The following is a 12,574-nucleotide window of genomic DNA, read 5'->3' on the forward strand; positions in this document are numbered from 1 at the left end:
ACGGCGAATAGGCACCCCACATCCACCCGACCGCACCCCGTAATCTGTCCCCCATGGCAGAGCCAGTCGTACGCATCCCGGATGCGAAGGTCGCCCTGTCCACGGCCTCCGTCTATCCGGAGTCGACTGCGACCGCCTTCGAGATCGCCGCGCGCCTCGGGTACGACGGCGTCGAGGTCATGGTGTGGACCGACCCCGTCAGTCAGGACATCGAGGCGCTGCGCAGACTCAGCGACTACCACCGCATCCCCATCCTCGCGGTGCACGCCCCCTGCCTGCTCATCACGCAGCGCGTGTGGTCCACCGACCCCTGGACCAAGCTCCAGCGCGCCCAGGCGGCCGCCGAGAAGCTCGGCGCGAGCACGGTCGTCGTGCACCCGCCGTTCCGCTGGCAGCGCCAGTACGCCCGCGACTTCGTCAGCGGGATCTGGCGCATGGCGAACGAGACGGACGTACGGTTCGCCGTCGAGAACATGTACCCCTGGCGCTACCGCGACCGCGAGATGCTCGCCTACGCGCCCGACTGGGACGTGACGAAGGAGGACTACCGTCACTTCACGATCGATCTCAGTCATGCGGCCACGGCCCGTTCCGACGCCATCCAGATGATCGACCGCATGGCCGACCGGCTCGGCCATGTCCACCTCGCCGACGGCAGAGGTTCGGCCAAGGACGAGCACCTCGTCCCCGGCCGCGGCACCCAGCCCTGCGCCGAGGTGCTGGAACGCCTCGCCCTGACCGGCTTCGACGGCCATGTCGTCATCGAGGTCAACACCCGGCGCGCGATGTCCGGCGCCGAACGGGAGGCCGATCTCGCCGAGGCGCTGGCCTTCACGCGCCTGCACCTGGCCTCGGCGGTGAAGGTGACCCGCCCGTGACCGACGTCACCGCCCGCAGGCGGGGCCGCCGCCGTCGTACGGAATCGGCCGACACCCGTGACCGCATCCTGGCCGTGGCCCGCGAGGAGTTCTCCGAGCGGGGCTACGAGCAGACGTCCGTGCGCGGCATCGCCAAGGCGGCCGGCGTCGACTCGGCCCTGGTCCACCACTACTTCGGCACCAAGGAAAAGGTCTTCGAGGCGGCCATCGAGGTCGCCCTCGCCCCCGCCCTCAACGGGCGTGACGTGGCCCTCGCCGGCCCGGCGGACACCGTCGGCGAGCGTCTGACCCGTATGTTCTTCGGTCTCTGGGAGAACCCGGTGACCCGGACGCCGCTGCTCGCGATCGTCCGTTCGGCGGTGACCAACGACACCGCGGCCGCCGTCTTCCGGCGCCTGGTCTCCGTGCAGCTGCTGCTGCGCATCGCGGGCGAACTCGACGCCCCGGACGCGGAACTGCGCGCCGAGCTGGCGGCGGCGCAGCTCGTCGGCATCGCCATGCTCCGATACGTGATCAAGGTGGAGCCGCTGGCGTCGGCGGAGGTGGAGGCGATCATCGCGCGGGTGGCGCCGGTGGTGCAGGGGCATCTGACGAGTCCGTAGCGGGTGTGGGCGGCTGTGAGTGGCTGGGAGCGGCTGTGAGACGCGCGTCCCGCATTCCGGACAACCTGTCCGCCCCCTGGATGACCGGCGTACGCTCGTTAGCAGTCAGAAGTCTCTGATCGCAGTCTCTGCAGTCCCTGAAGGAGCGAGCGACGATGCCCGAGCTGAGGTCCCGCACAGTCACCCACGGACGCAACATGGCGGGCGCCCGCGCCCTTATGCGCGCCTCCGGTGTACCCGGTGCGGACATCGGCCGCAAGCCGATCATCGCGGTCGCGAACAGCTTCACGGAGTTCGTCCCCGGCCACACCCACCTGCAGCCGGTCGGCCGGATCGTCAGCGAGGCGATCATCGAGGCCGGCGGCATCCCGCGCGAGTTCAACACCATCGCGGTGGACGACGGCATCGCGATGGGCCACGGAGGCATGCTGTACTCCCTGCCCTCCCGCGACCTGATCGCGGACAGCGTGGAGTACATGGTCGAGGCGCACTGCGCCGACGCCATCGTCTGCATCTCCAACTGCGACAAGATCACCCCGGGCATGCTGAACGCGGCCCTGCGGCTGAACATCCCCACGGTCTTCGTCTCCGGCGGCCCGATGGAGTCCGGCCGCGCCACGCTGGTCGACGGCACAGTCCGCACGCTCGACCTGGTCGACGCGATGTCCGAGGCCGCCAACGACAAGATCTCGGACGAGGACATCCTCCGTATCGAGGAGAACGCCTGCCCGACCTGCGGCAGCTGTTCCGGCATGTTCACGGCCAACTCGATGAACTGCCTCACCGAGGCGATCGGCCTCTCCCTCCCCGGCAACGGCTCGGTCCTGGCCACGCACACGGCCCGCAAGCAGCTCTACGTCGATGCCGCACGCACGGTCATGGACATCACCCGGCGCTACTACGAGCAGGACGACGAGACGGTCCTGCCCCGCAACATCGCCACCATCGCGGCCTTCGAGAACGCGATGGCCCTGGACATCGCCATGGGCGGCTCGACCAACACGATCCTGCACCTGCTGGCGGCTGCCCAGGAGGCGGGCGTCCCCTTCGGCCTGGAGGAGATCAACGAGGTCTCGCGCCGCGTGCCCTGCCTCGCCAAGGTCGCCCCGAACGTCGCCAAGGACCGCACGTACTACATGGAGGACGTGCACCGCGCCGGCGGCATCCCCGCCCTCCTCGGCGAACTGCACCGCGCGGGCCTGCTGAACGAGGACGTTCACTCGGTCCACAGCCACTCCCTGGCGGACTGGCTGAAGACCTGGGACGTCCGAGGCGGCTCCCCGTCCCCCGAGGCCCTGGAACTGTGGCACGCGGCCCCCGGCTGTGTCCGTTCCGCCGAGGCCTTCTCCCAGTCCGAGCGCTGGGAGGCGCTGGACGAGGACGCCGAGGGCGGCTGCATCCGGAGCGCCGAGCACGCGTACTCGAAGGACGGCGGCCTGGCGGTCCTCAGGGGCAACCTCGCCGTCGACGGCTGCGTGGTGAAGACGGCCGGTGTCGACGAGTCGATCTGGACGTTCGAGGGCCCCGCGGTCGTCTGCGAGTCGCAGGAAGAGGCCGTCGAGAAGATCCTCACCAAGCAGGTCACGGACGGCGACGTCGTCGTCATCCGCTACGAGGGCCCCAAGGGCGGCCCCGGCATGCAGGAGATGCTCTACCCGACGTCCTACCTCAAGGGCCGCGGCCTCGGTAAGACCTGCGCCCTGATCACCGACGGCCGCTTCTCCGGCGGCACCTCGGGCCTGTCCATCGGCCACGTCTCCCCGGAGGCGGCGTCCGGCGGCACGATCGCCCTCGTCGAGAACGGCGACCGCATCCGCATCGACATCCCGAACCGCACGATCGAACTCCTCGTCGACGACACCGAACTGGCCCGCCGCGAGCAGGCCCTGAACGGCGTCTACGCCCCGAAGAACCGCGAGCGCAAGGTCTCGGCCGCGCTGCGGGCGTACGCGGCGATGGCCACGAGCGCGGACAAGGGCGCGGTGCGGGACGTGAGCATGCTGGGCTGACGTTCGTCTTCAGGGGCCGTCTCTTCGGGGGCGGCCCCTTTTTTGTGCCGTGCCTCTGCCGTGTCTCTGCCGTGCCTCTACCCGGCGGTCTGCCGTGCCTCTACCAGGCGGACGGGTTCTTCGCGGGGACGGCGAAGACGGTGCCGTCGGGGGCGGTTGCGTAGATGTGGTGGTGGGCGAGTACGGGCGTCGGCAGTGTCCCCGCAACTCGATCCGAGTTCGTACCGAGCCTCGGCGGCGTCTGCCCCACGAGCCTCCCGCTGTCGGCGTCGACCGCGAGCAGCCGTCCGTCGGGAGCGCTGACGTACACGTGCTTGTCGTCGGCGACCGGCACGGAACCGCGGCTCACGGACGTTTCGAGGTGCCACAGTCGCTTGCGCGTCTTCGTGTCGACGGCTTCCAGGGAACCCCCGGAGGCCAGGAGATGGACGACGTTCCCCCGCACGCCGGCGTGCACGCCCTGGCGCGGAACGGGCAGCGTGACCCGTACCGAAGTCCTGGGCCCGGGGTCGTAGCGGACCACTGCTGCCGTGTCCCCGTAGGCGCCGGCGGCGGAGAGGAGATACACGGATCCGCCGACGGTACCGACGGGCTGCAGACTGCCTCGCAGTCGCGCGTCCCACCGCACGACACCCGTGGCCGGATCCACCGCCGTGACCCGCGTGCTCGACCCGTCGGACGTGCTCCACGCGTACGCCAGCGGATCCCCCGTGAAGGAGACGAAGGTCGGCGCGCTCTGGCCCGGTATCCGCCGGCTCCACTTGGTGTCGCCCGTCGCGCTGTCCACACCGGTGACCGTCCCGTTGGCGGCGGTGAGCAGGAGCATGCCGCCGACACACGGCGTACCGGTCTGCGCCGGTGTGCTCCGCTGCCAGCGGGCCCGGCCGGTGCCGGGATCGAGCGCCTGCACGCGGCGGCCCTCGTCCGTCGAGATCAGCACGAGGCCGCCTGAGAGGACCGGCGGCGCGCTGCTGCGCACCTCACCGATGGAGCGCCGCCACAGCAGCGTGCCGTCGGACGGTGCGAGAGCGAAGACCAGCCCCGACTGTGTGCAGAACAACTTCCCTGCCCCGTACGAGCATTGGGGCGTGCCGGCGCCGTCCGGGCCTGGCTTTGCCTGCCATGCGCGGAACGCCGCCGCCGTGCCCGGGGAGCTGGAGCTCTTCGCCTCGGGGGAGGGCGAGCCCGCCAACTGGACGGAAGCGAACACGCCGCCCGCCAGCAGGATGAGCGCCCCGGCCGCGAGGGCCACCCGCTTGCCCAGACGTCTCTTGGACCTTCGCCCGGCCGCCTCGACGACGGGTTCCGGCTCTGCCACATCAGTCGTCCGCTGCGCCGGTATGAACACCTGCGTGTCGTACGAGGCCGCCACCGACCGCAGTTCCCGCATCAACTCGTCCGGCGTGGGCCGGTCCTCGGGCTCCTTGGCCAGGCACCGCAGCACCAGCGGCGCGAGATTCTCCGGTACGCCGGTCAGGTCCGGCTCGTCATGAACGACCTGATAGGCGACGACATACGGACTGTCGGAGTCGAACGGACCCCGCCCCGTGGCCGCGTGCACCATCACGGATCCCAGCGCGAAGACGTCGGCGGCGGGCCCGACCTCCCGCGGCCGCCGGAACTGCTCGGGCGCCATGAACGGCGGCGTCCCGATCAACTTCCCGGTCTCGGTCCGCAGTTCACTGTCCTTTGGCCGAGAAATGCCGAAGTCGATGACCTTGGGCCCGTCCTCGGCGAGCAGCACGTTGCTCGGCTTGAGATCCCGGTGCACCACGCCGACCCGATGGATGTCGCGCAGTGCCTCGGCCAGCCCGGCCATCAGGCGGCGCAACTCGGCAGGGCTCATGGCCCCGTTCCGCTTCACGTGTTCGGACAGGGTCGGCCCGGGGATGAACAGGGTGGCCATCCAGGGCCGTTCGGCCTCCGAGTCGGCGTCGACGACGGATGCGGTGAACGCACCGCTGACCTTCCGCGCGGCGGCCACCTCCTGCCGGAACCGCCCCCTGAACTCGGGATCCCTGGCGAACTCGGCATGTACGACCTTCACCGCGAGCTTCATCCCCGAGGTGCTCCGAGCGAGGTGCACGACGCCCATGCCGCCGGAGCCCAGACACGACTCCAAGCGGTAGTGACCGGCGTACTCGGGAAGTTCCGCTTCTGCGCCCGCCCCAGTGTTGCGCTGTGGCGCCATGCGACCACCCCCGTGCTCTTCGTTCGCGCGCGCGACGCACGGAGCCTAGTCGATGACTCGTGCGAGACAGAGGGGGCTTGCTAGCCTGCGTGTTCCGCGATCGCACAGGTGTGCGTGGCGTGTTTTGGGGGAATCAACGGGTCCCATGGCAGTCATGGGATTCAACGGGGGAGGCTTTTCCATGTCTGTTGAGCGTGTCGAAGAGGTCGAGAGCGGAAACGAGGCGGAGGCCGTGACAACGGCAGCCGCGACCGCGGCCGTTCGCTACTACCAGGTCGCCCCGGGCGTGCGCCTCAACGTCCGCAGCGGCCCGGGCACGACGTACGGCATCGTCCGCGTCCTCCCCGAGGGCGCCTACGTCCCGATCTGGTGCCAGACGCCGGGCCAGACGGTCACGGGCCCGTACGGCACATCAAAGATCTGGGACAACATCGACAGCGGTCAGTACGTCTCGGACGCCTATGTGAAGACGGGCAGCGACGGCTACGTGGCCTCTCGCTGCGCCTGATCCCACCACCACTACGCGGGGGACACCCATGACATCCCTGAAACGTAGATCTACCGTGATCGCGGGCTTCACCGGAGCCCTCCTCATGATGGGCGCGGCCACCGCCGAGTCGGCCCTGCGCTACTACCCGGTCGCCCCGGGCGTGCGCCTCAACGTTCGCAGCGGCCCGGGCACCAACTACACCATCGTCCGCATCCTGGCCGAGGGCGCCCAGGTCCCGATCTTCTGCCAGTCACCGGGCACCACGGTCACCGGCCCGTACGGCACGTCGAACATCTGGGACAACATCGACAACGGCGAGTACGTCTCGGACGCGTACGTGAACACGGGCAGCGACGGCTACATCAAACCGCGCTGCTCCTGAGCCTCGGAGGAGCCCGCGACCGCCCCGGAGCCATAATCATCGTGTGAGCGACGAAACCGGCATCCAGGAAACCCCCGCGGGCTCCCCAGGCACCCCCCACCCCGACCCCCTCCGCCTCTTCGGCACCACCTGGGTCACCCACGACAACGGCTACGCCCTCCGCCGCATCGCCGCCTCCATCGGCTCCCTGGCCGCCGCGATCGCCTCCTGCCTGGTCCTCCGCTTCGCCTACGAGGGCCTCCAGATCGCCGACACCGGCCGCTTCGTGACCGTTCTCGTCGTCGCGATGTTCGCCATCTGCAGCGCCCTCGCCTTCCGCCACACCTGGGACGGCTTCACCCAGCGCCCCGACCCCGACCGCCAGGCCTCCCTCCGGGGCCTCCTGGCCATCGGTTTCGTCGGCTCCCTCCTCGCCTACTTCTTCCGCTCCCTCACCGAGGCCCCCGGCGAGAAACTCCACCGCGAGGAGTACGAGGCGGCCCTCGACCGGCACGAGAAGCGCACGACCCGCCGCACCCGCAACCCGTCGAAGAAGCGCCGTCGCGCATAGGCCGCGCCCCCTCTCACCAAAAACTCACCGCACTGAGCCCCGACCCCGGTCACGATGGCCCCTATGACGGCCTCCTCCCACGCCACCCGAGCGCAGTCCTTCAACGCAGCCGCAGCCCAGTACGCCGCCAACCGCCCCTCCTACCCGCCCGCCCTCTTCGACGCGATCGAGGACCTGGCCGGCCACCCCCTCACCGGCGCCCACGTCGCGGACATCGGCGCCGGCACCGGCATCGCGACCGCCCTCCTGCACGCGCGCGGCGCCGACGTGGTCGCCGTGGAACCCGGCGACGGCATGGCGGCCCAGTTCCGCCGAGCCCACCCCGACATCCCGATCATCCGGGGCGACGGCAACACCCTCCCCCTGACCACGTCCTCCGCCGACTTCCTCACCTACGCCCAGTCCTGGCACTGGACCGACCCCGCCCAGGCCGTCCCGGAGGCCCTCCGCGTCCTGCGCCCGGGCGGCGCGCTCGCCCTGTGGTGGAACACCGAGGCCCTCGACGTGCCGTGGATCGCCGAGGCCGCCGACCGCATCGACCGGTACTTCGACGTGAACGTCCAGGCCGAGAAGCGAGGCGTCAACGCCCGTGTCGCCGATCCCACCGGCCGCCTCGACTTCGTCCGCCGCGAGGTCCGCTGGAGCCGCCGCGTCCCCATCGACACCCACCTCGCCAACATCGGCAGCCACTCGATCTTCCTGGTCCAGGGCGAGGAGGCAGCCGCAGCCTTCCTAGCCGAGGAGCGGGACCACCTGACGAGGGCCTTCCCGGACGGCATCGTCGAGGAGGTCTACGACGTGATCCTGCTGGTGGCCACCAATCCCGCCTGACCACCCCACCCCGCAGACCGCAGACCGCAGACCGCAGACCGCAGACCGCAGCCAGGCCTACGACACCCTCTTTCCGCTCACCACCAACCCCTCCCCCGACGCCATACCTCTGCACGGCCTCGTACACGAGCCCGGTCAACCCCGCCGCCGGCCCGCTGACCTGCAGACTGCTGCCGGGCAACGCCCCCGCGACCACTCCGCCGACGATCCCGGTGACCAGCCCCAGTTCGGCGGGTACTCCGGAGGCGATGGCGATCCCCACGCACAGAGGCAAGGCCACGAGAAACACAACGAGGCACGTGCTCGACATGTGACCTCGCACTGAAAGCAATTCTCGGAACGGCGAGTTGATCGCGCACCCGGTTCCCGTGGTCATCCGGAGCACCCAGGGGCGCACGGATCGGATCACCCGCCTCTGATCACTCCGCCGCGCGCCTGAACCACCCGACGCACGCCGCTTGACGGCGTCCGTCGGCGAGAGCAATATTCATCGCATGATGATTATAAATCTCGACTCAGCCGGCGGAGGAACGGCCCCAGGGGACGCCGCCACTGCCGTACACGCCGAAAACCTCACCGTCGTCCGCGGCCCGCACACCGTCCTGCGCGGCCTCGACTTCACCGTCCCGCGCGGCCAGATCACAGGCCTGCTCGGCCCCTCGGGCTGCGGCAAGTCCACCCTCATGCGCGCGATCGTCGGCACCCAGGCCAAGGTCACCGGCACCCTCGACGTCCTCGGCAGCCCCGCCGGCCACCCCACCCTCCGCACCCGCATCGGCTACGTCACCCAAGCCCCCTCCGTCTACGACGACCTGACCGTCCGCCAGAACCTCGACTACTTCGCCGGGATCCTCGCCCCCGGCCGCGCCTCCGCCGACCGACGCCACGAGGACGTCACCCGCGCGATCGCCGACGTCGACCTCACCACTCACGCCGACGCCCTCGCCGGCAACCTCTCCGGCGGCCAACGAAGCCGCGTCTCCCTCGCGGTCGCCCTCCTCGGCACCCCCGAACTCCTGGTCCTCGACGAGCCCACCGTCGGCCTCGACCCCGTCCTGCGCCGCGACCTGTGGAATCTCTTCCACGACATCGCGGTACAGCGAGAAGCGACGCTGCTGATCTCCTCCCACGTCATGGACGAGGCCGAGCGCTGCCACCGCCTCCTCCTGATGCGCGAGGGCGAGATCCTCGCCGACGACACCCCGGACGCCCTCCGCACCCGTACGCACTCCGAGACGGTCGAGGCCGCCTTCCTCCACCTCGTCGACGAGGCCGCCGCAGCCGGCCGCCGGAAGGAGACGAACCGATGAGTACGACGACCAGCACCGCGCCCCCGACCACTCCGGCGCCCACCAGCGCCCTGAACGCCTCCCGCACCCTCGCCACCGCGGCCCGGGTCCTGCGCCAGCTCCGCCACGACCCGCGCTCGATCGCGATGATGATCCTCATACCCTGCGTGATGCTGTTCCTGCTGCGCTACGTCTTCGACGGCAGCCCGCGCACCTTCGACAGCATCGGCGCCTCCCTCCTCGGGATCTTCCCACTGATCACGATGTTCCTGGTCACCTCCATCGCCACCCTGCGCGAACGCACCTCCGGCACCCTCGAACGCCTCCTCGCCATGCCCCTCGGCAAAGGCGACCTCATCGCCGGCTACGCCCTCGCCTTCGGCACCCTCGCGATCATCCAGTCCGCCCTCGCGACCGGCCTCGCCCTCTGGTTCCTCGACCTGGACGTCACCGGCAGCCCCTGGCTCCTCCTCCTGGTGGCCCTCCTCGACGCCCTGCTCGGCACCGCCCTCGGCCTCTTCGTCTCGGCCTTCGCCGCCTCCGAGTTCCAGGCCGTCCAGTTCATGCCGGCGGTGATCTTCCCCCAACTCCTCCTCTGCGGCCTCTTCACCCCTCGCGACAACATGCACCCCGCCCTGGAGGCCGTCTCCAACGTCCTCCCCATGTCCTACGCGGTCGACGGCATGAATGAGGTCCTCCACCACACGGACATGACAGCCGCCTTCGTACGCGACGCTCTGATCGTCGCGGGCTGCGCACTCCTGGTCCTGGGCCTGGGCGCGGCGACACTACGACGCCGGACGGTATGACCCCTTCCAGCGCCGCCCGCACCCCTCAGCCCGTCCGGGGGTCCCCCTCTGGGGGAGTTTGAGGACGAGGCCCGTTCAGGGCCGACGGGGGTCAGGGGGGCGCAGCCCTCAGCGAGGTCGAAGGGGCGGAGCCCCTGGGGATGGGACGGGTAGGGGCGGCGGGGGCGAGAAACCCCCACGGCACCCCAACACCCGACGTCCCGCCCACCGGACACCCGAGCCAGGCCGACGAACCCGATGCGAGGATGAGCCTGGACGACGCACCCCCCGGAGGGCACCCCAGCCATGACCCAGAAAGTCGCAGTCCTCGGCACCGGCAAGATCGGCGAAGCCCTGCTCAGCGGAATGATCCGCGCCGGCTGGGCCCCGGCCGACCTCCTGGTCACCGCCCGCCGCGCCGAGCGAGCCGAAGAACTCCGCACCCGCTACGGAGTCGCCCCGGTCACCAACCCGGAAGCCGCCAAGACCGCCGACACCCTGATCCTCACGGTCAAACCGCAGGACATGGGCACCCTCCTCGACGAACTCGCCCCACACGTCCCCGCCGACCGCCTCGTCATCAGCGGCGCCGCCGGAATCCCCACCTCCTTCTTCGAGGAGCGCCTGGCCAAAGGCACCCCGGTCGTCCGCGTCATGACGAACACCCCCGCCCTCGTCGACGAGGCCATGTCCGTCATCTCCGCCGGCACCCACGCCACCGCCGACCACCTCGCCCACACCGAGGAGATCTTCGGCGCCGTCGGCAAGACGCTCCGCGTCCCCGAGTCCCAGCAGGACGCCTGCACCGCCCTCTCCGGCTCCGGCCCGGCCTACTTCTTCTACCTCGTCGAAGCCATGACGGACGCCGGCATCCTCCTCGGCCTGCCCCGCGACAAGGCCCACGACCTGATCGTCCAGTCCGCGATCGGCGCCGCCACCATGCTCCGCGACAGCGGCGAACACCCCGTCAAGCTCCGCGAGAACGTCACCTCCCCCGCGGGCACGACCATCAGCGCCATCCGCGAACTCGAGAACCACGGCGTACGAGCTGCCCTCATCGCCGCCCTCGAAGCCGCCCGCGACCGCAGCCGCGAACTGGCCTCCGGCAACAGCTGACGCCGTATGGCCCCCGACCAGGGGGCCGCACGCGCCACCCCTCACCGCACCCGGGCCCTCACCGCGCGCCGGCCCCGCCCGTCACGGTCTCCGCAACAGCCGCGCCCGCCGGCAACAGCCCGATCGCCCGATATGCGGCATCGACAGTCGGCCGCGCCATCGCCCGAGCCCGCTCCGCCCCATCCCGCAGCACCCCCTCCACAAAGCCAGGATCCGCGCACAACTCCTTGTGCCTCTCCTGCACGGGCCTGAGGACCTCGACCACCGCCTCCGCGGTGTCCTTCTTCAAGGCGCCGTACGACTCATATACACCGCTCAGGTCCGATGGGTTCCCACCCATGCAGGCTGCGAGGATCTCCAGCAGATTGGCCACCCCCGGCCGCGCCTCCCGGTCGTACACGACCTCCCGCCCACTGTCGGTCACAGCCCGTAGGACCTTCTTCCGTACGGCGTCCGGCTCGTCCAGCAGATAGACGATCCCCGGCCCGGTGTCGTCGCTCTTCCCCATCTTCGACAGCGGCTCCTGCAGATTCATCACCCGAGCCGCCACCGCCGGACGCGTCGCCCGAGGCACCACGAAGGTGTGCCCGTACCGCTGGTTGAACCGCACCGCCAGGTCCCGCGTCAGCTCCACATGCTGAACCTGATCGTCCCCGACCGGCACCTCGTCGGCCCCGTACGCAAGGATGTCCGCCGCCATCAGCACGGGATAGGTCAGCAGGGACAGCCGCACACTCCCGCCCCGCGCCTGCTCCCGCCCGGCCTTCTCCTTGTACTGGATCATCCGCCGCATCTCACCGTCCGTGGCCACGCACTCCAGCAGATACGACAGCCGCGCGTGCTCATCCACATGACTCTGTACGAACACGGTGCACAGGTCCGGATCCAGGCCCGCCGCCAACAACAACGTCGCCGCCTGCCGACTCAGCCGACGCACCCGCGCCGGATCGTGGTCCACGGTCAGCGCGTGCAGATCGACGATGCAGAACAGCGCTTCGGCCTCGTGCTGATCGACGGCGGCCCACCGCCGCATGGCGCCCAGGTAGTTCCCCAACGTCAGGTGTCCGGTCGGCTTGACCCCGCTGAAGACCCGTGTCATCTCTACTCCACCTCCTGGTCGAGGCCGCCGTCCCGGTCGGCCGACCCTTAGGAGTTCCGGAGGGAGAAACAAGAACGGCCGCCGAGGCGGCGGCCGTTGAGTGCATACGTGAGCACGGCCGCCGTCAGGCGGCCCACCACAGCTGGGTGCACGTACGCGTAGTCATGCGGCCCACAGTACGCCGCCAGGGCACCGTGCGGACCGAAGTTGACACACCCCGACCCGCTACGTACTGTTCTCCGAGTTGTCCGACGTGAGCGCCGACTCCGGTCGGTCCCCGGACAGCCATTCCGCAAGTACCAGCCGACACTCGACGACAGTGTTCTGCCGTCGCGCCATTGGCATGCGT

12 protein-coding genes and 1 pseudogene are annotated in these 12,574 nt (G+C 70.1%); 10 read left to right on the top strand and 3 right to left on the bottom strand.

Features of this window, described 5'->3' with window-relative positions; genetic code table 11:
• The first annotated feature begins 53 nt into the window (after window positions 1–53).
• From QFZ76_RS29310 to ilvD, 3 genes are all read left to right on the top strand, one after another.
• The gene (locus QFZ76_RS29310; protein ID WP_266435691.1) at window positions 54–878 is read left to right on the top strand and encodes a sugar phosphate isomerase/epimerase; all 825 of its coding nucleotides are present in this window, start codon (window positions 54–56) and stop codon (window positions 876–878) included.
• Window positions 875–1,480, top strand: coding sequence for a TetR family transcriptional regulator (locus QFZ76_RS29315; protein ID WP_307676525.1), 606 nt, complete (start codon window positions 875–877; stop codon window positions 1,478–1,480). The genes QFZ76_RS29310 and QFZ76_RS29315 overlap by 4 nt, the downstream gene beginning before the upstream one ends.
• A gap of 155 nt (window positions 1,481–1,635) precedes the next feature.
• A complete protein-coding gene (gene ilvD / locus QFZ76_RS29320) occupies window positions 1,636–3,489 on the top strand; it encodes a dihydroxy-acid dehydratase (RefSeq protein ID WP_307676526.1) in 1,854 nt (617 codons plus the stop codon).
• A gap of 100 nt (window positions 3,490–3,589) precedes the next feature.
• On the opposite strand, the gene QFZ76_RS29325 is transcribed toward ilvD, so the two are convergent.
• Entirely contained in the window at window positions 3,590–5,680 is a 2,091-nt protein-coding gene (locus tag QFZ76_RS29325) for a PQQ-binding-like beta-propeller repeat protein (protein ID WP_307676528.1), read from the bottom strand.
• Window positions 5,681–5,861: 181 nt separating this feature from the next.
• Between QFZ76_RS29325 and QFZ76_RS29330 the strand changes: the two genes are divergently transcribed.
• The 4 genes from QFZ76_RS29330 to QFZ76_RS29345 all read left to right on the top strand — a co-directional run bounded on the left by QFZ76_RS29330 (window position 5,862) and on the right by QFZ76_RS29345 (window position 7,933).
• On the top strand, window positions 5,862–6,188 hold the full coding sequence (locus tag QFZ76_RS29330; protein WP_307676530.1) for an SH3 domain-containing protein: 327 nt from the start codon (window positions 5,862–5,864) through the stop codon (window positions 6,186–6,188).
• An 85-nt stretch (window positions 6,189–6,273) separates the two neighbouring features.
• Window positions 6,274–6,552 carry an SH3 domain-containing protein gene (locus QFZ76_RS29335; RefSeq protein ID WP_307680162.1) on the top strand — a complete coding sequence of 93 codons (279 nt, stop codon included), beginning with the start codon at window positions 6,274–6,276 and terminating at the stop codon, window positions 6,550–6,552.
• 43 nt (window positions 6,553–6,595) lie between these two features.
• Entirely contained in the window at window positions 6,596–7,102 is a 507-nt protein-coding gene (locus QFZ76_RS29340; RefSeq protein ID WP_307676531.1) for an EamA/RhaT family transporter, read from the top strand.
• 63 nt (window positions 7,103–7,165) lie between these two features.
• Window positions 7,166–7,933 carry a class I SAM-dependent methyltransferase gene (locus QFZ76_RS29345; protein ID WP_307676532.1) on the top strand — a complete coding sequence of 256 codons (768 nt, stop codon included), beginning with the start codon at window positions 7,166–7,168 and terminating at the stop codon, window positions 7,931–7,933.
• Window positions 7,934–8,030: 97 nt separating this feature from the next.
• Here QFZ76_RS29345 and QFZ76_RS29350 read toward each other — a convergent pair.
• Window positions 8,031–8,243 (bottom strand): annotated as a pseudogene (locus QFZ76_RS29350) (SulP family inorganic anion transporter); the annotation flags it as partial.
• Window positions 8,244–8,427: 184 nt separating this feature from the next.
• On the opposite strand from QFZ76_RS29350, the gene QFZ76_RS29355 reads away from it, so the two are divergent.
• From QFZ76_RS29355 to proC, 3 genes are all read left to right on the top strand, one after another.
• Window positions 8,428–9,243 (top strand): ABC transporter ATP-binding protein, encoded by an 816-nt coding sequence (locus tag QFZ76_RS29355; protein ID WP_373464544.1) that lies wholly within the window; start codon window positions 8,428–8,430, stop codon window positions 9,241–9,243.
• Window positions 9,240–10,031 carry an ABC transporter permease gene (locus tag QFZ76_RS29360; protein WP_307676534.1) on the top strand — a complete coding sequence of 264 codons (792 nt, stop codon included), beginning with the start codon at window positions 9,240–9,242 and terminating at the stop codon, window positions 10,029–10,031. The genes QFZ76_RS29355 and QFZ76_RS29360 overlap by 4 nt, the downstream gene beginning before the upstream one ends.
• A 285-nt stretch (window positions 10,032–10,316) precedes the next feature.
• Window positions 10,317–11,126: a pyrroline-5-carboxylate reductase gene (gene proC / locus QFZ76_RS29365; RefSeq protein WP_307676535.1), complete on the top strand. Its 810-nt coding sequence runs from the start codon at window positions 10,317–10,319 to the stop codon at window positions 11,124–11,126.
• Between the two features lie 58 nt (window positions 11,127–11,184).
• Here proC and trpS read toward each other — a convergent pair whose 3' ends face one another.
• Window positions 11,185–12,225: a tryptophan--tRNA ligase gene (gene trpS / locus QFZ76_RS29370; protein ID WP_307676536.1), complete on the bottom strand. Its 1,041-nt coding sequence runs from the start codon at window positions 12,223–12,225 to the stop codon at window positions 11,185–11,187.
• Between the last annotated feature and the right edge of the window lie 349 nt (window positions 12,226–12,574).

Source organism: Streptomyces sp. V4I2 (assembly GCF_030817655.1).
Taxonomy (GTDB): Bacteria; Actinomycetota; Actinomycetes; order Streptomycetales; family Streptomycetaceae; genus Streptomyces; species Streptomyces plumbiresistens.